The 22,972-nt window shown below is 61.5% G+C and carries 16 protein-coding genes and 1 pseudogene; 14 read left to right on the plus strand and 3 right to left on the minus strand.

Translation table 11 applies throughout. The annotated features are described in order from the left end of the window. Nucleotides 1-72: 72 nt before the first annotated feature. From TA3x_RS09920 to TA3x_RS09950, 7 genes are all read left to right on the plus strand, one after another. Nucleotides 73-240: a MerR family transcriptional regulator gene (locus TA3x_RS09920; protein WP_435022333.1), complete on the plus strand. Its 168-nt coding sequence runs from the start codon at nt 73-75 to the stop codon at nt 238-240. Then, nucleotides 221-550 carry a hypothetical protein gene (locus tag TA3x_RS09925; protein WP_435020724.1) on the plus strand — a complete coding sequence of 110 codons (330 nt, stop codon included), beginning with the start codon at nt 221-223 and terminating at the stop codon, nt 548-550. Before TA3x_RS09920 ends, TA3x_RS09925 begins: the two co-directional genes overlap by 20 nt. 716 nt (nt 551-1,266) lie before the next feature. Next, nucleotides 1,267-1,473: a sigma factor-like helix-turn-helix DNA-binding protein gene (locus TA3x_RS09930; protein ID WP_435020726.1), complete on the plus strand. Its 207-nt coding sequence runs from the start codon at nt 1,267-1,269 to the stop codon at nt 1,471-1,473. Nucleotides 1,474-1,808: 335 nt separating this feature from the next. Then, nucleotides 1,809-2,510: a hypothetical protein gene (locus TA3x_RS09935; RefSeq protein ID WP_435020727.1), complete on the plus strand. Its 702-nt coding sequence runs from the start codon at nt 1,809-1,811 to the stop codon at nt 2,508-2,510. A gap of 207 nt (nt 2,511-2,717) precedes the next feature. Further along, the gene (locus TA3x_RS09940; protein ID WP_435020729.1) at nt 2,718-3,026 is read left to right on the plus strand and encodes a hypothetical protein; all 309 of its coding nucleotides are present in this window, start codon (nt 2,718-2,720) and stop codon (nt 3,024-3,026) included. A 2-nt stretch (nt 3,027-3,028) separates the two neighbouring features. Then, nucleotides 3,029-3,331, plus strand: a complete 303-nt coding sequence (locus TA3x_RS09945) for a hypothetical protein (RefSeq protein ID WP_435020731.1) — start codon at nt 3,029-3,031, stop codon at nt 3,329-3,331. Between the two features lie 249 nt (nt 3,332-3,580). Then, nucleotides 3,581-6,481, plus strand: a complete 2,901-nt coding sequence (locus TA3x_RS09950) for a class I SAM-dependent DNA methyltransferase (protein ID WP_435020732.1) — start codon at nt 3,581-3,583, stop codon at nt 6,479-6,481. Between the two features lie 41 nt (nt 6,482-6,522). Here the strand turns inward: TA3x_RS09950 and TA3x_RS09955 are convergent, their stop codons facing one another. Both TA3x_RS09955 and TA3x_RS09960 read right to left on the minus strand, forming a co-directional pair. Beyond that, complete coding sequence (locus TA3x_RS09955) at nt 6,523-6,915, minus strand: hypothetical protein (RefSeq protein ID WP_435020734.1); 393 nt, start codon at nt 6,913-6,915, stop codon at nt 6,523-6,525. 41 nt (nt 6,916-6,956) lie between these two features. Then, nucleotides 6,957-7,805: an IS5 family transposase gene (locus tag TA3x_RS09960; RefSeq protein ID WP_435022289.1), complete on the minus strand. Its 849-nt coding sequence runs from the start codon at nt 7,803-7,805 to the stop codon at nt 6,957-6,959. 1,049 nt (nt 7,806-8,854) lie between these two features. Here TA3x_RS09960 and TA3x_RS09965 point away from each other — a divergent pair. The 7 genes and pseudogenes from TA3x_RS09965 (at nt 8,855) to TA3x_RS09995 (ending at nt 22,388) form a co-directional block, all read left to right on the plus strand. Then, entirely contained in the window at nt 8,855-10,054 is a 1,200-nt protein-coding gene (locus tag TA3x_RS09965; protein WP_435020736.1) for a hypothetical protein, read from the plus strand. 1,180 nt (nt 10,055-11,234) lie between these two features. Then, on the plus strand, nt 11,235-11,495 hold the full coding sequence (locus tag TA3x_RS09970; RefSeq protein ID WP_435020738.1) for a hypothetical protein: 261 nt from the start codon (nt 11,235-11,237) through the stop codon (nt 11,493-11,495). 147 nt (nt 11,496-11,642) lie between these two features. Continuing rightward, nucleotides 11,643-11,867 (plus strand): hypothetical protein, encoded by a 225-nt coding sequence (locus TA3x_RS09975; protein WP_435020740.1) that lies wholly within the window; start codon nt 11,643-11,645, stop codon nt 11,865-11,867. An 87-nt stretch (nt 11,868-11,954) separates the two neighbouring features. Next, nucleotides 11,955-13,163 (plus strand): hypothetical protein, encoded by a 1,209-nt coding sequence (locus TA3x_RS09980; RefSeq protein ID WP_435020741.1) that lies wholly within the window; start codon nt 11,955-11,957, stop codon nt 13,161-13,163. Between the two features lie 822 nt (nt 13,164-13,985). Beyond that, nucleotides 13,986-14,671, plus strand: a pseudogene (locus tag TA3x_RS09985) (IS256 family transposase); the annotation flags it as partial. Between the two features lie 256 nt (nt 14,672-14,927). Further along, nucleotides 14,928-15,806, plus strand: a complete 879-nt coding sequence (locus tag TA3x_RS09990; RefSeq protein WP_435020743.1) for a tetratricopeptide repeat protein — start codon at nt 14,928-14,930, stop codon at nt 15,804-15,806. Nucleotides 15,807-16,190: 384 nt separating this feature from the next. Next, nucleotides 16,191-22,388, plus strand: coding sequence for an Ig-like domain repeat protein (locus tag TA3x_RS09995; RefSeq protein ID WP_435020745.1), 6,198 nt, complete (start codon nt 16,191-16,193; stop codon nt 22,386-22,388). An 83-nt stretch (nt 22,389-22,471) separates the two neighbouring features. On the opposite strand, the gene TA3x_RS10000 is transcribed toward TA3x_RS09995, so the two are convergent. Further along, nucleotides 22,472-22,906 (minus strand): hypothetical protein, encoded by a 435-nt coding sequence (locus TA3x_RS10000; protein WP_435020747.1) that lies wholly within the window; start codon nt 22,904-22,906, stop codon nt 22,472-22,474. Between the last annotated feature and the right edge of the window lie 66 nt (nt 22,907-22,972).

The raw sequence follows: 22,972 nt of genomic DNA on the forward strand, positions 1-22,972 counted from the left end.
GATAGAGAACGCTCAAATTGGAGGTTGAATATGGCCAGAGTTAGATTGTTGCCGAAAGATGGGATGATGGGTATGGCGGCGGCTAGCCGCTTGCTAACTGTCAACATCTCGACGCTGAAATTTTGGTGTGACCGGAAGGAACTGAAGCCGGATGCCATCGTCGGCGGAAAGAGACGATTCCGACGCGAGACCTTGGAGAAATTAAGGGAGAGAATCGAGTATGTCGAACGCGAGACTTAAAGAAACCATCGAGGTTCACCTACCAAGGCGACTGGCGATGGTATTAGAGGAAACGGCCGAGGCCGAGGGCACAAGCAAGGGTACTATCGCCGCCCTTGTCCTGGGGAAGTGGGCCGCGATGATCGAAGCGGTCGGCCAGGTCAGTGATTGGCGTCCTGTGCCCGTCGATGACGAGACGAGCGGGGTCATCGCTGACTATGCGGCAGAACTTGGGGATGATGAGACTCTCCATCTGGGGACCGCCCTCGTCTTGTACTTTCATGAAGCAGCCTTGACGAAGAAGGCGACGGGATCTTATGGCGGAAAGTGATTGCGGATCAGGCAGGGAGGATCACCAATGAGGCCAGAATGACAATTCATAATCAGCTTGAAAAGTTGGCAATTGAATGGAGCTGAACTATAATGACAATGGATTGGACATATTGGATCGTGGGAACCATTGCGGAAGACACTCGAAGCCTTGATGATTATTCATGTACGATCTACTGGGCATGTCTCAGACCGAACTATTCGCCGCAGCCGCCCAATTCACCGAGAAGATGAACACGGTTAATGGCGATTTCGATTTAAACGACGCGGAGAGACGATGGCTTCACACCCTCGATAGCGTTTACAAGCCGTTCCGCAGGAGGATCGGTCGCTCCGAGTCTCATGGCTTGAGTTGGGCGACGATCTTGCTGGCGGTGCAGGATGATGCCAGCCGAAGCGTTGACCTGAAAGCGGCTTGCATCAAGGCCCATCGGAAAGCTTTGCGACCGCCTCGGGCCTACGAACGAGGCCACGTATCGCTCGATGACCCCAACACATCGGATCAGCCCCTCGCATCAGGGGGCCCCCCGGACATCGACGTTGATGAGGCCCTGGCATCTCTCCCCCAATCTGATGAGATGTTACTTCGGAAGCTTTACTTCGAGGGTTGGACTGTAAAGGACTTGGCATTGGAAGCATGCGTCGAACCGGCCACGATGAGACAGAGGGTGTTGCGGGCGAGAATAAAATTCAGGCGGGCATACCAAGGGAACAATGATGACGACAACTTTCCTACCAATTCTTGTAGACCTTCTCCCTAGAACCGAGAGGATCTTCCTTAATCTCTGGGCTTTTCACGGAATGTCTCAAGAAGAAATCGCTGACATCTACGACTGCACAGAAACCCATGTTGAGAGGGTGATTGAACGTGCCATCCGTCATTATGAGGCACACGAATGCCTCTGCAAGCACAGGATCTCTTAAAGTGTTGACTTGGATCGATTTATGGCAAATCTATAAAATCTAAAATTTTCCATGTCACGTTTGGCCTTTGCCGTTGGCTATATATAGAGGATCCGCAAATTGCCCCCTATAAGGCAACCGCAAGAAGGCGATAAAATCGACATACTCACTCGGAGATCAGGGGGTAGAAGGACTCCAACGTCCACATAACGATGGGAAACTCGATTAGGACCATCTCCACCCCCTGCCTTCTATTTCAACATGTCCGTTCCTCTAAATTGTTCCTCTTGGACTGATACGACCATCCTATAATCTAAAAACCCTATAATGTTATCCTGATAAGGTGTGTGGCTTCGATGTTACTCAACAACTCGTTCAATCTTCGTTATGTAGACGCCCAAAATTTTTCCCAGAACGCGTCCAGGATGCTGTTGGATGGGGGAACGGGCAAATTTGTCTCATTCCTGGATTCGCTCTCCTATCCCGTGCGGCCCGACAAGAATGATACCGGGTTCTATGGCGTCTGCCCTGTCTGCCGTTCCGCGAATGTCTTCCTCGGCACCAATGGCAAGTCTCACCTGATCTATTGGAAGTGCCTGGACAAGTCGGGTGCCTGCGAAACGAACCGGACGACATTCAAGACGCCGAAGAACCTACTCTCTTTGACCCGATTCATCCTGGGTAGCCAGGGGGCCGCTTACAAGGCGATAGCGACCTTCCTCGGTCACGGCGACAGGCCCTTTAATATCACGAACGGTAAGACCGGGACTTTGGAAGGCTACCTCTTCGTGGTCGAAAATGAGGAACTGAAGGCCCGATTCGACCGTGCGGGCTTCTTCTCCATCGTTTACGACGGGGAGGAGGAAGACTCCAAGTTGAACCGCATGGTCGTCGTCATCGTGATGGACCAGGGCGGTGACGCCCTCGCGGACATCCTTCGGGCCCGGGGTAGCGTCGTCTCGGTCCAATCGCCCCGAATCTTCGATGGTATGACAGGCGAACGCCTCGCAGATAGGGCCAGGAGTGTCATGCGGGTCGCAATGGCCCCTTCCGCCTGAATCATCGACGGCACCGCTCGTTGCGTTGCTAGTCAGCCGCCTGGCCTAAAGGGGGCGGCATGAACCGAAGGGGGCCCCCGCTTTGCGGGGTCCTTCAACGGTCCCAATCAATCAGGGGCCCGCTTCAGCCTCTTGTTTGGGTAGGGCGGGTGTTCTTCTCCGGTGCCCGCCCTGCCTTTTTTTACTTCCTACGATAAAGAGAACAACATGGCCAAGAAACAAAAGCCGACCCAGCCTCTCCGTGGGGGCCTTGAGACTCGACACGACATCGCCTCAGCCCGCTTACCGGAGTCTTCCTACATCGCGAAAACCCAAGAACCCGCCTTGGCGAGTAACCGGGCCGAGTGGGTGAAGGCCGCGTTCAAGCGGGGTGTGCCATTCCGCGACCTTATCAAAGGGTCAGGACTCAAGACCCATACCGTGATGACGCTCTGCGGCCTGAATGTGGACGAGGAACGCCGCTTGTACGACGAACTCGAAGAATTTCGCTCCAACTTGATACTACATAGGGAATAACGATGAATTGCAGCGACCTTGTAAGCCAATATTTGAGTCCAGTAACCCGGAAAGCGTACGCTGAAAGCCAGAAGCCCGACGCTTCGGAACCTCGTCACGACTCCCCTCTTCTGGACGCCGAGACACGTCACAAGCTGTACGCAGAACACGGCCCTAGCTTGTTGGCAAAAGATATCCAAACCCGCATCCACGATTTGATCTTTGGGGGCAATCTGAAGACACTGGATGAGGCGAAACAATTCCACCAGCTTCTCATCGACTCGCTAGATGCCGACCGAGACGCGGCCAAAAAAAATTCCAGGTGAGGGCGATGTTCGATTCGATCGAGAACCAATACGAGTGCTAGCAAGGGTCGGGGGCCAGATGCCTTCCGACCCTTTTTCATTGGATGGTTCAAAGCCAGCCATGTTGAGCGGGCATCCCTCGGTTAATTGCTTGGCCGCATGCTAGCCGTCATGGGTCAACCTCCTGCCTTGTCTGGTGCAACGTCACGACCCAACCGATAAGATGAGGGCCTCAACAGTAGGGCCGGGCATTATGGGGGTCGATTCCAGATGGACGCCGCGACATTTGTCTCTAAATGGAGACTGAACGAACTGACTGAGCGATCGGCCTGCCAACAGCATTTCTTGGATTTATGCGATCTCGTTGGCCATCCAAAGCCGGCCCAGGCTGATCCGAAAGGCGAGTTCTTCACCTTTGAGAGAGGCGTCACAAAGCGGACGGGCGGTAGGGGCTGGGCGGATGTTTGGAAGAAGGACTTTTTCGCAATTGAGTACAAGGGCCGGCACAAGAATCTGGACGACGCCTACGACCAACTCTTGCTTTATCGGGCCAGTCTGGAAAACCCGCCTCTACTCTCCGTCTGCGACATGGACCGCATCGTCATCCGCACTAATTTCACGGGTTCGGTTGAGAAGGTATTCGATTTCTCGCTCGAAGAATTACCCAAGTCCAAGAACCTCGATGTTCTCACCCATCTGTTCTTCGATCCCGCGAAGCTGAAGCCCGCCCTTACGCGAGAAGCGGTCACGGTCCAGGTCGCCAAGCGACTTGGTAATATCGCCCAACAGATGCGAGAACGCGGACTTCATCCCCACGGAGTTGCCCGATTTCTCGACCGCGTGGTCTTCTGCCTGTTCGCGGAAGACGTGGGGCTGCTTCCGCCTGATGTCATCAAGCGACTCATCGAAGCATCTTCCAATGAACCTAAGACCTTCTTCAAGCTATTGACCGACTTGTTCAAGGCAATGGCGAAGGGCGGCAACTTCGGATTTGAAAAGGTTCGTCATTTCAACGGGAATCTTTTCGATTCGACAGCCGTTGTTGAACCCACCGTGGATGAGATGAACCTCATCAGGGATGCGGCTGAATTGGACTGGGACCAAGTTGATCCGTCCATCTTTGGGACGCTATTTGAACGGGGCATGGACCCGGGAAAGCGTTCTCAACTCGGGGCACACTATACAAGTCGAGAGGATATCGAGACGGTCATCGACCCTGTGGTCATTCAACCCCTGCGACGGGAGTGGGCGGTTGTAAGGGAGGATGTCGAATCAAAGCTTGCGGCTGGCCCTCCGAAGAAGAAGACCAAGAAGAACGACCCTGCGAATCCGATATCCAAGTTCTTGGTTCGACTCCAAACCACGTCAATCCTCGACCCCGCTTGCGGTTCGGGGAATTTCCTCTACGTCGCATTGCAGAAATTGAAGGATTTGGAGAAGGAAGTCATCGTCTTCGCGGCCGACAAGGGCCTCGGTAGCTACTTCCCGCTCGTAGGCCCCTGGCAACTTTTTGGCATCGAGAAAAATCAGTACGCCATCGAACTGGCCCAAGTTTCCGTCTGGATCGGGCATATTCAGTGGCAGAGAGCGAACGGTTATCGAAACATCGCGGAACCCATCCTACAGAAGATGACCAACTTCGAGCGGAAGGATGCCGTACTCGATCTGACCGATCCGACCCACCCAGTCGAACCAATTTGGCCAGATGCCGAATTCATCGTTGGCAACCCACCCTTCTTGGGCGGAAAGAAACTGCGGACGGAACTCGATTCGGCCGCGTTCAAGTACGTCGATTCCCTCTTTTCGGTCTGGGACGGCCGGGTCAAGCGGGAGGCCGATCTGTGCTGCTATTGGTTTGAAAAATCCAGGCAGATGATCCATCAGGGGAAGTGCAAGAGGGCGGGCCTCATCGCCACGCAGGGTATTCGTGGTGGGGCGAATCGCGAGACGTTGAAGCGGATCAAGGCGACGGGGGATATCTTCTTCGCGGTGAGCGACCGTGATTGGATTCTGGACGGGGCTAACGTCCACGTCGCGATGGCGGGCTTCGACAAAGGCGTGGAAACCGTCAAAAGCTTGGATGGAAGCCCAGTCGCCAAAATTAACAGCAATTTGACTTCCGAAAGTGATATTACGCAGGCAACTCGTCTGTCCGAAAACCTCAACATGGCTTTTATGGGAGATACAAAAGGTGGAAGCTTTGATGTTTGCAAAGAACTCTCCCTAAGTCTCATGCAATTGCCTAATCCCAGCGGGATGCCAAGTAGTGATGTCGTCCTGCCCTGGGTGAATGGACTCGACATTACACGAAGAAATCGAGATCAATGGATCATCGACTTCGGCACACGTCGGGAGGAAGATGCTTCTCTTTACGAAGCAGCATTCGAGACTGTTAGGGACCGAGTATATAAATTCCGGCAGACCAATAACCGCGAATCTTACAAAACGAAGTGGTGGATACACGTTGAACCAAGGCAATCGATGATGGCAGCATTAGGGAATCTGAACAGATTTATTGTAACACCTAGAGTGGCTAAACATCGTGTGTTTGCTTGGGTCAAGCCACCGACCGTCCCCGATTGTCAACTCATCGCGTTTGCGAGTCAAAGCGATTACTTCTTTGGGGTCTTACATTCTCGGCCTCACGAAGTCTGGTCCTTGGCCCAAGGCACGCAGGTACGCGAACGTGAAAGCGGTTTCCGCTACACTCCAACTTCTTGTTTCGAGACATTTCCATTCCCGAATCCCTCCGATTCTCAACGCGAGATTGTATCCGCCGCAGCGAAGCGTCTTGATGAATTGCGGTGCAACTGGTTGAACCCCAGAGACTATGTAAGGACCGAGACACTAGAATTCCCTGGGTCCGAAGATGGGCCATGGGCGAATTATATCAAGGATCGGGACGAAACAACTGGCATGTTTATAGTTAGGTTTCCTCGCACCGTACCCAGGGATGAATTGACCAAAAAATTATTGGCTAAGCGAACCCTCACTAATCTCTATAACGATCGACCTACGTGGCTTGATCTCGCCCACCGCGAACTCGACAAAGCTGTGTTTGCTTCATACGGCTGGGATGTTGATATGACAGACGAGGCCATCCTAGAGGCATTACTTGCATTGAACTTCGAACGCGGGATGGCCCCGCCCGCCAGTTCCGAGGACACCTGATTGAAAATAGTAAATTGATGCGGATTCGCCTCTCTTGAACTCTAATGCCGAATTCGGAACATTGTGTTTGGAAACCCAGCATCATTGGGAGTGGCCACTATATCACCGCCGCCATGCTTGTACATTAATGATTTCATGTTTGCGGAATGCAGAAATTGCATTTCTATGTCGGTGATTGAACCTGCTTTGATTCGCCTCGATAGCTGACCGGCAAGATAGATGGTCAAGGCATCGTTTCCAGCCCCCGCCCCTCCGATTGATCTGCCCATATGATCGAAGCTATCTTGGTAACGGCGAGCGAACTCGATGGCGATCTGAAATGTCGTCATGAAGAAGTGCCCCGTGTCATGATTGGGGTGAGTCGGGGCATCCTTCAAGATGTCCCGAACAGAGTCCTCCATCCGATACAGTTCCCAGTCCGACACGTTAGCCATGCAGGAGTCCTCCAGTTGGGTTGGATACCAGAGAAATTATCCTAGGGCGTGTCTGGCAATAGTGCCTTCAGCAACCGTTCAAGCATCGCCAGCTTGACCATCGCCTCGAAGTTCTCCGCCAGCTTCTCGAACCGCGTCGCAACCCGCCGCCGATCCTTCAGCCACCCGATGCAACGCTCCACCACGTTGCGACGGCGATACGACGCCTTGTCGAACCCCCGGACCCGCCTCTCATTGGACTTGGTCGGGATCACCGAGGCGATCCCCCGGCGACGGTTGGATCGGCGGATCTTCCGCGAGCTATAGCCCTTGTCGCCGGCCAACTTCCTGGGCCGGCTCCGGGGTCGGCCCCTCCGGCCGGGCACGCGTACCCGGCCCATTACCGCCTCGAACTGGGTCGCCTCGTGCCGCTGGCCGGCGGTCACCGTCACCGCCATCGGGAGGCCCTTGCCGTCGCAGATCAGGTGGATCTTCGAACCGAAGCCGCCGCGAGAGCGGCCCAACGCGTGGTCGGCCGGCTCGGCGGCCGTCCCGTGGGTCGGCGAGGCACCGGCGGCGTCGCGGCTCGCCCGGATCGAGGAGCCGTCGATGCAGAACAGGTCCCAGTCGATCTTGCCGGCGGCGTCGAGCCGCACATGCAGGGCCTCGAGCAGCCGGGCCCAGGTCCCGTCCTTGGCCCAGCGGTTGAACCGCTCGTAGACGGTCTGCCATGGGCCGTAGGTTGGCCTGGGCAGGTCACGCCAGGGGGAGCCGGTGTGGAGGATCCAGAGGATGCCGTCGATCACCCGGCGGTGCCCCTTCCAGGGGTGGCCGGGCCGGGCGTTGGTGGGCAGGAGCGGCTCGATGGCGGCGTAATGCTCGTCGGAGAGGGCGTGTCGGAGTTGAGCCAAGGTCGTGAGGGTGCTGGTGGGGTGATCCGTCCACTCCAATCGTATGGGCCGAGGCTATTGCCAGACACGCCCTAGCAGTCGGCCCGATAAACCAGTGTATCGTGACAAATCTTTCCGCCAAACTGGGTCATATTCTCACCCTCTTGACGAGCGATAACGGCCACGTTACGCTCGGGCCGACGCTCCGCGTTGAGAGAGCGAGGGCCGACGCTCCGCGTTGAGAGAGCGAGGGCCGACGCTCCGCGTTGAGAGAGCGAGGGCCGACGCTCCGCGTTGAGAGAGCGAGGGCCGACGCTCCGCGTTGAGAGAGCGAGGGCCGACGCTCCGCGTTGAGAGAGCGAGGGCCGACGCTCCGCGTTGAGAGAGCGAGGGCCGACGCTCCGCGTTGAGAGAGCGAGGGCCGACGCTCCGCGTTGAGAGAGCGAGGGCCGACGCTCCGCGTTGAGAGAGCGAGGGCCGACGCTCCGCGTTGAGAGAGCGAGGGCCGACGCTCCGCGTTGAGAGAGCGAGGGCCGACGCTCCGCGTTGAGAGAGCGAGGGCCGACGCTCCGCGTTGAGAGAGCGAGGGCCGACGCTCCGCGTTGAGAGAGCGAGGGCCGACGCTCCGCGTTGAGAGAGCGAGGGCCGACGCTCCGCGTTGAGAGAGCGAGGGCCGACGCTCCGCGTTGAGAGAGCGAGGGCCGACGCTCCGCGTTGAGAGAGCGAGGGCCGACGCTCCGCGTTGAGAGAGCGAGGGCCGACGCTCCGCGTTGAGAGAGCGAGGGCCGACGCTCCGCGTTGAGAGAGCGAGGGCCGACGCTCCGCGTTGAGAGAGCGAGGGCCGACGCTCCGCGTTGAGAGAGCGAGGGCCGACGCTCCGCGTTGAGAGAGCGAGGGCCGACGCTCCGCGTTGAGAGAGCGAGGGCCGACGCTCCGCGTCCTTCCCCGGCCCGAAGCGGACCCGGGAAGGTTAGCTATCAATGAACGAAACTTAATGCGATGTACATTCTGGCGTCCTTGATTCGAGCGAAATCGTAACCTCGCCAATCCATCACCGCTAGGGGGAACCGATGCCTGTCACTGTCTCATGCACCTGTGGTCGGACGCTCAAAGCAAAAGATGAGGCCGCAGGCAAAACCGCGAAGTGCCCGTCATGCGGCAATCCCGTAACCTTTCCCCCGATCGAAGACCCTTTCGCCAATCCAATATGGGATAAGCCTTCTGAACAAGACACACAGCCCACAAAGGCGGGTAATAGCGATGTCCGCTTCATCGTCATAGCAGCATCGGTCGGGTTGGTCATGTTGGCTGGCGGGATACTCTTCGCCAAATCGACCATCGACGCACGGAAGAGGGCAGAGGCCAATGCCAAACTCCACGACGCCTTGGCCGAAGCTATTCAGGCCGGGAATGCCGCCATCTTGAAGAACGATTTCAACGGGGCCGCTACCGCCCTTCGGCAAGCGGTTCAACCGAGGCCCGTCATCGATCCGGGGAATGAGAACGAAAAGTTACTCACCGAGGCCGAAGCGACCTTGAAAGCCTCGGAGGTAGCCGCGACCGAGGCCAACGCTTTCGAGTATCTCGGGCCGTTCGGAGATGCCTCCCTCGCGGCTATGAGGCAGGGGCAGTCAGAGTTGACATCGCCCATCACCGACGCTGCCGTGAAGAAGACTCTCGATCAAAGGGTTGGTCGCTTCGTCGCCCAGGTGCAGGCGAAGCGGGAACGGCTTGCCCAGATGAAGCGGGAACAGGAACTTGCGGTCGATCCAATCTTTCAAAAAGCACAGTTCAAACAGTGGGCGGACAAAGAAATGGGAGTCATCCTGGCACGCGATAGGGAAATCCGTGAGGAAGTCCGTTCGATGGAGATGGAGTATCGAACCCGTTTGATTCGCGATTCGCTCACGACGGTCGGGATCGATAGGATGCTGGATGAATGGGGCGGCAAGCGAGAGAAGATGTTAGAGGCCCGTACCGAAGAGGTTGGACAGTACGCCCAAGCGTTCGCCCAGAATGCCATGAGGCACCCAGTATGGAAGGCTGGGACACAGGAAGATCAACTAAGGCAGGCGGATGAATTTGGTGAGATGCTGAAGGAACTGACGGATACCCTGGAAAAGCCCGTTGAAAATCAACTCGCTTCCTTCGAGGCAACATTCGGCGACAAACTTCAGCGAGGCATGAAAGAACTCGGTGATCTGAATAAAAAAATGAGGGACACAACAAGATCATACAGCGATATGTTTAATGGAAGATTACCTAGGTGATCTTTTGACAAGAAAACGAATAGGCCAAAAGTTCGAACACATAGCGATTTAATGTTGTTATAGGTCGTCTCTATCCACCACGGGTAGATACGACCTTTTTTTGTTTCGAAGCCACAACCTGGAGCTTTCAGGTTTAGCTGTGACACCAGGTTTAGGTAGAAATCGTACTTTTTTCGCGAGTTAGTTTTTCTTGTACCTCCCAGCCGAACGGAGTGAGGCAAGGGCCTACGGCCCCCCGCGAAAATACCCCATCGACCAACTCAGACCCCATCGGTTGGTCGCTTGAATGCCCTTGTCTATACCGGGGAACGGTTCCCCGAGACTGAAACGAGGGAATGAGAGACGCGGACGCCCGGGGTTGGCACTCAACGATACGGTCCCTGTTACATACCGTTCCTCACTATGCCTAACGAACTCCCTGATAAGCCGTCCGACTTGCAGACCCTTGGTAACGGCGAAATGCCACCACTACCGGACCGAAGCGAGATATCGATGGTGCGATGAACCGGCCTGAATCGGCCAGGACAGCGACATAAGCCCCAGAGCGGAGGGGCGAGTATGCGAGGGGAATCGGTTGGTCCACCCTCACCGCGTACCGGGCCCGTTGCCCTATCAACCGGAATGGTTCCCTCGATATGGGGCCACGCGGACGGGAGGTTTGAATCTACCTCCCGGACGATTGGACGGATTGTGATGTGACATTTATCAAGGCAGGAGGGGCGATGGAAAAGCTATCAGCGGCGGGGTTGATTGCCAACCCTCCGAAGTTACCGAAGGGGACCACGACGGCCAGGACGGGCCATGCGAGGGACATAGCATCCGAGGAATGGGCCATCCGGGACCACCCTCATTCCCTCTATCTCAAGTCATACGACGACGGTTCGGTTCGCATGGCCCGGGGTCGCGTCGTCAATCCCGAGACATCGATGTGTGCGGGTGGCACGGTCGTCAAGGGCCGGTCGCGTAAGGGCAAGTTCGTTCGGAAGTCGTTCGTCCATACCAACGGCAAATCAGACAACCGCCTTTGCACGCCCCCTGTGCGTTTCTCACAGCCCGAACCCGTCCAGTATGCCCTTCGCCATGCGGGCAGTCCCGTTAAGACCGCCAAGCACGTCCCCTTGCGGCAGAGGGGCCGATGATATTTCGCCCATCCACGACTACTTGTCAATGGAGTCCTAACTTGACCCGCAACGATGACGGCACCTTACCAAGCTGGGCTTGGCCGGGCGGCTACCCACTGTATTACCAATGCCGCGACGGCGGAACACTCTGCCCCGATTGTGCCAACGGCGGCAACGGTTCGCTCGCCTACGTCGGCAAGTCGCTCGACGGCATCGATGACGGGCAATGGGAAGTGGTCGGCCAGGACGTGAACTACGAAGATGACTCGCTCTATTGCGGGCACTGCAACACGAAAGTGGAATCGGCGTACGTCGATTAAGGCAGGGGAGTTCCCATCAAAGGGGGTCGTGACTGCCCCTCTGCCTATACGGTTGCGGCAATCGTCGCCGCGACCAATGAAGTGGGGCCGAACGGTGCGGCTAACACCATCCGGCCCCGAGTCCCCGGCTGTTAGGAAGCCAAGGGCATGGGAAATCTACGTTCGCAGGGTCGGAAGTCAAGGCAGAGACGCGGGACCGCCGCAACTTGGCCATCGTGGACCGACGACTACCGCTACTTCCCGACCCAGGAAGACGATGACCGGGTGGCATCCGAAGCCCAGTATGAGGGGCCCACGGATGAGGTTCTTGAACAGCAAGCCAACGAAGCTGCCGAACTCGACCGGCTGTCGCGTGGCGTCCGGTTCTTCTGACCTGAAGCCAACAAACCTAATTTGCAGGGCCGGCATATGAATCCGGCCCTTTCGTACCCTCACGCACCTAGATACGGGATGACTCCGATGAGTGCAAACCTGCTTGCCGCCTCGAATCAGTGGGCGACCCGCCCGGTGGATGAACGGTTCTGGGGGCTGGACGACATGGGGCGGGCCCTTCGCATGGTCCGCGACAACTCAAAGTCTGCCGAGATGCCCGTTCGGAAGGTTCGGGCTTTCTCCCATGCGGAGGCAGGGGGTGATGGGGCCGACCTTTGTTTGCGTCATACCCAGGCCCCGATAAGACTCACGCATTGGTCGCTCGGCCAACTGGCCCGGTACGCCGATGCCCCGCCCGAATACCTACGACGCCTTACGCCCGAGACGGCCGCTGCCTGTCTCAACGAGGGCCTATCGAGGTACGACGGCCAGGACGTGCAACTCCTACTCCACAATGGGGGCTTCACGGATGGGGTGCCCGACTTGAGTCTCCGATCGATGACGACGCCCCAGTATTCCCGGTTATGGAACGCAGACATAATCGACGCCTTGGCCCCTGCTTTAGACCGGGGGTGGATGGTGCCCCCCGCAAGGCCGGCGTCGGACTTCGACTCACGGTCACGACCCGCGACCCTTGCGGACATCGTTCCCGGACAGGATGGGTTCGGCCTCGCGGTCAAGCCGGGGGATATCATCAGCCCGGCCGGGTGTTATGCCAGCGACCACGACATGTTCGTCTTCATGGTACACCCGGATCGAATCATCGACCTGAACGGTTCTGGAGGGCTGATGCGAGGATTCTTCCTCTGGAACTCGGAGGTTGGGGCCGGGGCCTTCAAGATTCAGACATTTCTGCTTGAGGCGGTGTGCGGGAACCACATCGTCTGGGGAGCGTCGGACGTTCGGACTTATCGCAAGGTCCACAAGGGCCGCAACTTCGAGGATTTGGGGGACTTTCGACGCCATCTGACGGGGCATGTTGCGGCCTACGCCGATGCGGACACGTCGGCCGAGTTGCAGATGGTGAGGCGGGCCCGAGGATACGTTCTCGGCAAGGATAGGGCTGAGACGGTCAAGACCCTAGCCGGTATGCCCCAACTCGGGCTTTCCCAGCGGGTCATCGAAGCGACTTACTCTGTGGCCGAGGAATTCGAGGGGACGGCGAAGGCCCCACCCACTACGGCTTGGGGGTTTGCTGGCGGACTGACTCGCTACAGCCAGACGATGCCCTATGCGGATCAGCGTGCGGCCCTGGATGCGGCTGCGGGGAAGTTGCTGGCCCTGGCTTCAATCTGACGGCCAACGCCGTCGTAGGCAGAGGGTTGGCCTTCCGGCGAGTTCGAGTCTCGCCCTGCCTATTTACCCTATCCCATCAATCCAGGAGTGAATCGGCATGGACCCAGAGGCGTGCCTGCGTGCTGCCCTGACCGCCCTTGATGACCAAGATCACGAACTGTTCTGGGAACTCATCGATTCTTACGAGGGATGGCGTCGGGCCGGCGGTTTCGAACCAACTCTAGGGATCAGGGGCGATGTATTCCTTGTGTCTCCGAAGCTATTAGGCGATCGATTGAATCGGAACTTGTGACGCTATCGCCCTAGAATTTCTAGGACAAATCTAGGACAATGTCGGTCACGCAAACCCGACACAAGGACGATTCAAAGCATACGCCGATATCACGCAAGCTTTTGGCGTATCGTCCTTTGAGTCCAAAATCGACGCAATGCAGATGCAAGACAAACGCTGAGGAACTACCTTCGAATCCTAGTTCCCCAACTTCAGTAAGTCGATTCTCTTCGAAGACTTACTCAGGATTTCAGAAATCTCTTCTGCAATCCTTTTGCCGGGAAGGGCCGGCAATGGTCTGACGCTTCTTCTTGGATTGGAAGACGTCATGCCCTCCATCCCGATGAAGGGTGAATGCTAATTCTTCACCTACGTCGGCCGCCTCCATACCTTCACCGTCGGTCAGATTGATAAGGCCGAGGCGGTTGTCGCGCGGGTGATTTCACCTGGATGTGTTTAACCAAAGCCTCCTCACCCTCAGTGATGAGGCTGACCTCGTCGCGTTCGTCCGCCAATATGGCAAGCCGCCGGGCGCGAAGGCCGTGCCGTCACCTCCCACGGAATCGGCAGAGCTGATGCGGGACGCCCGTCAGCCGGGCGGCCAGGTCCGTTCGTGCGCCGTGCAGGTGGCCATCGGGATCGACCCCGAGGGAAAGCGGTCGGTGCTCGGGGTGGGCGTCTCGCCGTCCGAGGCGGAGGTCTATTGGCGGGACTTCCTGGCCTCGCTGGCGGCCCGGGGCCTGCACGGCGTGAAACTGGTGGTCAGAAATGCCCACGGTGGTCTGAAGCCGGCCCTGGACGCCCGGCTGACGGGGGTGGCGTGGCAGCGATGCCAGTCCCCCTGATCAAGAATGCCCTGGCGTTCGTGCCGAGGCCCGAGATGCAGGTCGAGACGGTCGCCGACCTGCGGGCGCTCTTCGACGCCGCCGACCGCCCCGAGGCCGAGCGTCGGTTGGACCTGGTGGTGAAGAAGTGTCGGGCGGGTGCCCCCAAGCTGGCCGACTGGCCGGAGGCGAACGTGCCGGAGGACCAGTCCGTCTTCGCCTTGCCCCGGTCGCATCGGCGGCGGCTGAGGACGTCGAACATGCTGGAGGGGCTCACCGAGGAGTTGAAGCGACGGACGAGGATGGCCGGACTGCTCCCCGAAGCCGCCTCGCTGCTCCGGCTGGTCAGTGCGGTATTCATGGAAGTGAACGACGACAGGGAGACGAACCGGAAATATCTGACGATGGGACCGGCCTGTCCCGCCTGGCTTCAGCCCAGGAATTCTCAGAAGAAACGGTGTTGCACGCTCCATCGGGGTGCCCTTTTGGCGTCCAGGATCGTGGAGAAGAGTGCCACGAGTCAGGAAGGAACGCGCAAATCCGGACGGGCGAGGTCACAACTCGGCCCATGGCGTCCTATGCTCATGCTCAAGCACGGATCGAACTCGGTGGCCAACCTCCGTGTTGCATGCAGTGGCTGATCCCTTTGCCGCAATGAGATGGGCGATTATGGCCGACCGGTTTTCCGTGCCTCGTAACGGGACGCATGGGCAAGTCCGCGACATCGAACATGAGTTCGAGAGGGCGACTTGCACCACCGCCGACCCGGTTCCGGCCGCGTTCAACAATCGTGGTGCCGTCCTCGCCGTCTCGGGCGACCTGGCGGGGGCGCTCGCCGACTTCGATCGGGCGATCGCGCTCGATTCGACCAACGAGAAGGCCCTGGTGAACCGCGGGACGACCCTCCGGGTCCTGGGACGGCCGATGGATGCCCTCGCCGACTACACCCAGGCCCTGCGACTCCGGCCGGGCCTGCCCCATGCGCTCGAAGGTCGGGCGTTGGCGGGGTTGGCGGCCGGCGACGCCGCCGGTGCGCTCGTCGACTTCGATGCCTGGGTCGCCGCCGCCCCGACGGCCGATGCGTACCACGGCCGAGGCGGCTGCCGGCACGCTTTGCAGGACTTCGCCGGCGCCGTGGCCGATTACGACCGCGCCCTCGCGATCGACCCGATGTTCTGCATCGCCTACGTCTCCCGCGGGAACGCACGCCACCACCTGCTCGACCCCGACGCGGTCGGCGACTTCCGGGCCGCCTACCATCTCGATCCGGCGAAGGCCGTCGCCGAGACGGTCCGAGGCGTGGCGTCCGGCCTCGTCCGAGACGGCCTGGACGCGCTGAAGGCGAGTCGGAAGCACGTCCGGATCGCCCCGAAGGATGTGGCGGCCCGGGTCCGCCTCGCGATGACCCTCGTCCTGCTCGGCCGCGGAAGCGAGGCCGACGAGGAAACTCGATGGGCGATCGCGATCCGGCCCGACTTCTACGACCACATCCGCGACCTGCTCGCGGAGGCCGCCCGCGTGCGGGCCGCGGTCCCGCCGATCGGCTGACGCGAATCGCGCCGGCCGCGACCCACGCCCGGGTGGCCCTCCCCTCGGGCGGCTCCGGCATCGTCGTTCGATTGGCATCATCCAGGCGCGAGAGAATGCTGGATTTGATCATTCCAATTCCGGAATGATCGGCTCATCGCTGCGGCTCCTCCGCGAGGACGGCGAATCGGGCCGACTTCCCCGGACATTCCGTTCGATCTCGGCGATACGCGTCCTACCTTGTGATGGATGCTCTCCAGAAATCCCGGCCCGGGCCCTCGAAGGAGAGGGCCGGTCAATCCGGTCGCCACGGGACGGTCGCGGGCGCCGCGAAGCGCGCCCCGATCGCTCCGCGCCCGTGCCCCACCCCCTCGATCCGCTGAATCACCCAGGAGCCAGACCAGAATGGCTGCATCACGCGAGGATCATCGTCGTCGAAACCGTCGCCGTGCCCGCCGGAACGTGGTCCTCGGGGAGCAGCTCGGCCCGATCGAGGGGCTCGAGCAGAGGATGCTCATGGCCAGCAAGGTCTGGGATGGTTCGTTCAGCGCGAACTGGACCGACGGCGCCAACTGGGATGACGACACGGCGCCGGTGGCGGGGGACAGCCTGGTCTTCCCCTCGGGCGCCTCCAACCTGGCGAACACGAACGACTTCGCCGCCAACACGAACTTCGCGGGCATCACGATCGAAGGGGCCGGGTACAGCCTGGCCGGCAACGCCATCAACCTGACCGGCGACCTGTTCGCCACCAACACCACCGGCACGTCCACCATCTCCGCCGGCCTCAGATTGGTCACGAGCCGCACCGCCTCTGTCGCCGCCGGCGGCACCCTCAACTTATCCGGCCAGATCACGAGCACCGACTATAGCCAGGATCTCACCAAGACCGGCCTGGGCACGCTGCGGTTCTCGGGATCGGTCAACAACCAATTCGACGACGTCTTCGCCAACGAGGGCACCGTCTCCCTGGCGATGACCAACGGCTCCAACCTCAACAGCAGCGACCTCATCGTCGGCGACAACACCAGCACGGCCACCGTCGTCTTCGAGGCCGACCGGCAGCTTTGGGCCGGGGCGAACGTCTCGGTCAACGAGGGCTCGACGCTCGATCTCGGCATTTACGACGCCGACATCAGCAACCTGTATCTCCAGGGGGCCACCGTCCAGATCGACGCCGGCGGCCTGATGAAAATCTTCATCGGCGTCTTCTCCACGGTCACCACGAACAACGTCACCTCCTCCATCACCGGCGGCGGCTCGCTCGGCCAGTCGGGCTCGCAGTTCGCCTTCAACGTCGAGGACGACGCCGACGTGGACGTCGACCTCAGCGTCGGCGTCGCGGTGACCGGCTCCATCGCGATCGAGAAGGACGGCACGGGGACTCTCGAACTCTCCGGCGCGAACACCTTCGTCAATGCGTTGAACATCAACGCCGGCGTCCTCCTGGCCACCAGCGACGGCTCCCTCGGCGTCTTCTCGACCAGCAGCACCTACGTCGACTCCGGGGCCGCGCTCTACTTCAGCGGCTCGAACCTGACCGTCAGCGAGCAGGTCTACATCGCGGGCACGGGCATCGGCGGCACCGGCGCCTTGCGGGTCGTATCGGGCACGACCAACCTCGCGAGCGGCGGCAACCTCGCCATCTATGTCCTCTCCGCCGCGACGATCGGCGCCGATAGCGGCACCACCCTGAACATCACCGGCGGGCTCCAGACGGGCTTCGGCTCGGCCACACCCCTGACCATCACCAACGGGGCGACCGGCCGCACGATCCTCGCCGCGAACAATAATGACTTCGGCGGGAGCCTCACGCTCACCGAAGGCTACCTGCGGGCCACGCAGGACAACTCCTTCGGCAGCAGCAGCGCGAGCTCGACCGTCACGATCGAGGACGGCGGCACGCTGGAGCTTTCCGGAGGGATCACGATGCCGGACACCAAGTCGTTCGTGCTCGGCGGGGCACCGGTGGCCGGCTCGGCGAAGATCGTCAACCTCGATGGCGACAACACCCTCTCGGGCAACATCACCTACACCGACGAGCAGACCTTCGCGATCGCCGACGGGACCAGCCTCACGCTGGCCGGCGTCATCAGCAACGGCGGCACGGGCGACGACCTCAATTTCGACGGTAATTCTACCGGCCGCGCCATCCTGTCGAACGCCAACACCTACGGCGGCGACACGAATGTCCTCGGCGGCTACCTCCGGGCGACCAACGACTCGGCCTTCGGTGATCCGGGATCCAGCCTGAATGTCACGGCCGCGAGCGGCGCTTCGATCGAACTCTCCGGCGGCGTGAGGATCCCGGACAGCAAGCGATTCGTGCTCGACGGCCTGCCCGTGGCCGGCAGCTCGAAGCTGATCAGCCTTGCCGGCTACAACCAGATCGACGGGGACATCGCCCTCTCGTCCAACAACCAATCGATCTCGGTCGATTCCGAGTCGTTCTTGTTCGTGAACGGCGGGATCAGCGGGTCGGTCGACCTCGACAAGAACGGCACCGGCCCCTTGTTCCTGACGGGCACCAGTCCTTTCGCCGGCCGGTTCAACGTTTACGACGGCCCCGTTTATCTCAACGGTTCGCTCGGCTCCGCCGGCCAGGTGTTCGTCGATGGCATCCTCGGCGGCATCGGCGTCGCCTCGAACATCTGGGTGAGCGGCATCGGCACGCTGGCGCCGGGCGATCCCGAGGGCAATATCGGCTCCCTCGCGACCACGGATCTCACATTCGAGCCGGGCTCCACTTTCGCCGTCCAGCTCGACGGCACCGACGACTACGACCAGGTCGTCGCCTCGGGCGCGATCAATCTCGCCGGCTCGACCCTGCTCGTGAGCCTCTTCTCCGTGCCCGCCATCGGCGATCAATACACGATCATCGTCAACGACGCCAACGCCTTGCCCGTCGTCGGCACGTTCAATGGCCTTGCCGAAGGCTCGATCCTCACGCTGGGTGCGGTCACCTTCGCGATCAGTTACGTTGGCGGCGACGGCAACGACGTCGTCCTGACCGCGATCGATGTCGTCTATACCTGGGATGGCGGCGGCGAGAGCAACAGCTGGGCCGAAGGCTTCAACTGGGTCGGCGATGTCGCCCCCACCCCCGGCTCCCGCCTCGTCTTCCCGAGCGGAGCGGCCCGGCTCAGCAACGTCAACGACTTCGGCGCCGGCTTCGAGGCCTACGCGATCGAGATCAACGGCGCCGGCTACGACATCTCCGGCGGCCCCATCCGCGTCGGCCAGCGCATCAAGGCCACTTATACCGGCAGCAGCATGATCACCGCCGAGCTGACCCTCGGCGGCGAGGCCGGCTTCGGAGCCAATGTCACCGACTCCGCCACGCTCATCCTCGGCGGCAGCGTCTCCGGCAGCGTCGGGTTCGAGAAGACCGGCGCCGGGCGACTGGTCGCCGGGGGTGGATTCACGTTCCCCGTCTACCAGGTCCTCGGCGGCACCTTGATCGTCAACGGCTCGGCGAGCGGCGGCGGCAACGTCTCGGTCGACGGCACGCTGGGAGGTTCCGGATCCGTCCGCTTCGTCGCAGTGAACGCCGGGGGCACCCTGAACCCGGGCGACGCCGACGCCCCCGCCACCCTGATCAGCGCGGGCACCTCCTTCAACGCCGAGGCAACGTTCGCCGTCGACCTCGACGGGATCGGAAGCTACGACAAGCTCCTCTCCTTCGGCGGGGTCGATCTCAACAACGCCACCCTCGCCATCACCCTCGACGCCGCCCCGAGCCCCGGCGATGTTTACACGATCATCGACGTCTTCGCCGGCTTCGGGAGCGTGACCGGCACCTTCGCCGGGCTCGCCGAGGGAGCCACCCTCACCCTCGGCAACGTCGTCTTCACGATCAGCTACGTCGGCGGCGACGGCAACGACGTGGTCCTCACCTCGGTCGCGATCGTGGCCCAGCCCGCCACGCTCGTCACCCCCACCGCGGGCAGTTCGTACAGCCAGCAGGTCACCGCCAGCGGCGGGTCGGGCTCGGGCTATGTCTTCACGGCCACGGGGCTCCCCGACGGCCTGAGCATGGGCCTCGGCGGCCTGATCACCGGGACGCCGACGACCGCCAACGCGAGCCCCGTCGAGGTCCTGATCACGATCGTGGATAGCCTGGGGGCGTCCGCCACGGCGACCTACCTCGTCTCGGTCAACGCGGCCATCGTCGCCTCGCCGGCCGCGCTGCCCTCGCCGACGGCGGGCAGCCCGTACAGCCAGCAGGTCACCGCCAGCGGCGGGTCGGGCAGCGGCTACACCTACTCGGCCACCGGGCTGCCGACGGGACTCTCGATCGACGCGAACGGCCTGATCACGGGGACGCCGACCAGCACCTCGCCGGCCACCGTCCAGGTGACGATCACCGACGGCGACGGCGCCTCGGTCGTCAAGACCTACAACCTCACGGCGGACCGGGCCGCGACCTCGACGGGCGTGAGCACGAGCCCGGGCACGACCATCTTCGGCGAGGCGGTCACGCTGACCGCGACCCTGACCTCGGACGCCTCGGGAATCGGCCTGCCGACGGGCAGCGTCCGGTTCTTCAGCGGCGAGACCCTGCTCGGGACCGGCACGCTCGACGCCCAGGGTGTGGCGACGTTCACGACGACCGCCCTGAATGCCGGGTCGAACGCGATCACCGCCGTGTACCTCGGCGACTCCAACTTCGCCGCCAGCACGTCGGCCCCGGCGTCCCAATCGGTCGCGAAGGCCGCCTCCTCGACGAGCCTGGCCTCCTCGACCACCACGCCCGATCTCAACCAGCCGGTGACGCTGACGGCGACCATCGTCGGACCGATGGGCGGGAGTGCCGGCGGGACGGTCTCGTTCTTCGACGGGGCCACGCTGCTCGGCACCGCCGTGGTCGACGGCCAGGGGATCGCTACCTTCGTGGTCGCCGGCCTCGGCATGGGCGCTCACGAGATCACCGCCTCGTACGGCGGCGACTCGAACCTGCTCGCCAGCAGCTCGCCGGCGGTGGCGGTGACGATCACGCGGTCGCAGACGGAAGCCGGCAGCGTCACCTCGTCCGACCCGCAGGTCTTCTTCGGCGAGACCGTGGTCCTGACCGCGACCTTCTCCGCGACGACGACCAACGGTGAGCCGATGACCGGCACCGTCTCATTCTTCGACGGCGATACCCTGCTGGGGACGGTCGACCTGGCCGGCCTGGGTTCGAGCAACATCCGCGTCGCCGCCCTGTCCATGCCGGGCACGGTCTCCGGCCAGGCGACATTGGCCACGACCGCCCTGGGCGTCGGCGACCATGTGATCCGCGCCGTCTACTCGGGCGATGTGAACTACTCGTCGGCCACCTCCGAGACCCCCGTCTCGGTCCGGGTCGACCCCACCATCACGAGCACCACCCTGACCGCCTCGACGACGCCGCAGGGAATGATCCTCACGGCCGTCGTCGTGGTCACCTCGCCGGGCGACCCGACGGTGGAGGGGACGGTCTCGTTCTTCGACGGCACCACGCTGCTGGGGACCGTGCCGATCGTCGGCGGTTCGGCCTCCCTGAATATCGGGACGCCCCCGCCCGGCACTCATGCCTACAGCGCCATCTTCGTCGGCGGGGCCAACTCCTCGGCCGGCGACTCGATGGGGACCCTGACTCCCGCCTCCGCGACGTCGGGCGTTGTCTTCCTGGACATCAACGCCAACGGCGTGCAGGATGCCGGAGAGCCCGGCCTGGCCGGCCGCGTGGTCTTCATCGACCAGAACGGCGACCGCACCCTGAACCCCGGCGAGCCGACCGCCACCACCTCGTCCGATGGGTCGTTTGCCTTCCCCGGCATCGCCCAGGGCTCGGCGCCGGTGGTCGAGGCCACCGGCCTCGACACATCCCTTCGTTATGTCGTGGACCAGACCCGGACCCTGTCCGACGGCTCGGTGACGCTGGGCGTCGTGCCGTTCTCGCCCATCGCGGCGGTGCCGGTCGTCCCCAACCCGTTCGTCGCCAGCCCGCCGGCCGACGCCAACGCCGCGTTCGTCCAGTCGCTCTACCGGGCCGTCCTGGGCCGGGAGGGAGACGGCTGGGAAGTGCAAACCTGGCTGGACCGCATCGCCGGGGGGATGGATCGCGCCGGGGTGACCCAGGGCTTCGTCAACTCGGTCGAGCATCGGCAGCAGCAGGTCGAAGGCTTCTACCAGAGCTTCCTGGGCCGATCCACCGATCCAGGCTCCGTATTCTGGGTCAACGCCCTGCTGGCCGGGGCCTCCGAGGAATCGGTCGCCGAGGCGATCCTCAACTCCGACGAGTATCAGTCCAACCACCAGGACCCGGCCTTGCTGGTCCGCGACCTGTACCTGGACGTCCTGGGCCGGGAGGGTGAAGGGTCGAGCGTGGCCGTCTACCAGGCCCAGTTGGCATCGGGTGCAAGCCGTGCGTCGATCGTCACCCAGTTTGTCCAGTCGCTCGAGGCGGTCGACCAGATCCTGGACGGTTTCTACTCCTCCTACCTGCGACGCGGCCGCGACTCATTCTCGGGCCGCTGGGTTGACGAGTTGGACTCGCCGACCGGCTCGGCGACATCGGTGGCGGTCGGCATCCTGGCCAGCGACGAGTTCTTCGCCTCGTCGACTCGCGGAGGGCGTTGAGCTCGACGGCCGGGCCGCCTCGACGCCGCACCCGGATGGCCCGGGCCGGATGCGAGATCTCCCCGCATCCGGCCCGTTCGTGGTCATCCCCGATTCGCCCCGATCGCCAAAGAAATCCGAAGACCGGCCCCGGCCGAAACCGGGGCCGGGGATCGCATCAAGGGGCTGTCGGCTTGCGTTCGCATCAGGTCGGACGAGATGCGATCGGACGCCCGCATTGCACGGGCCCAACGGAATCCACCGGGGATTCCTCGGTAGGTGGGTACATGGATAGCTACGCGCCTCAACGGTGCTCGACACTCCTCCAGATCAGGTTTGTAGACGTCGCGGGCGGCGTCGAAGCCGGTGGCGCCGCGGAGCAGGCCGTCGCCGTCGTCGACCAGGATCGCGTTGCCGCGGCGGAGCATGTCCTCGATGGGCCGCCTGGCCTTCTCGACCTCGACGGGGTCGCCCGAGTCGGCGCGGAACTCGACTTGGCCGAGCGCGATGTTGAGGATGGAAAGAGGACCGGATGTCATCTTGCGTCTCCTGGAGAACGAAGGGTCCGGCAGGGCCGGGCACGAGCCCGGCCCTCGGATGATCAC

This window comes from Tundrisphaera macrotermitis (assembly GCF_051175315.1).
GTDB lineage: Bacteria > Planctomycetota > Planctomycetia > Isosphaerales > Isosphaeraceae > Tundrisphaera.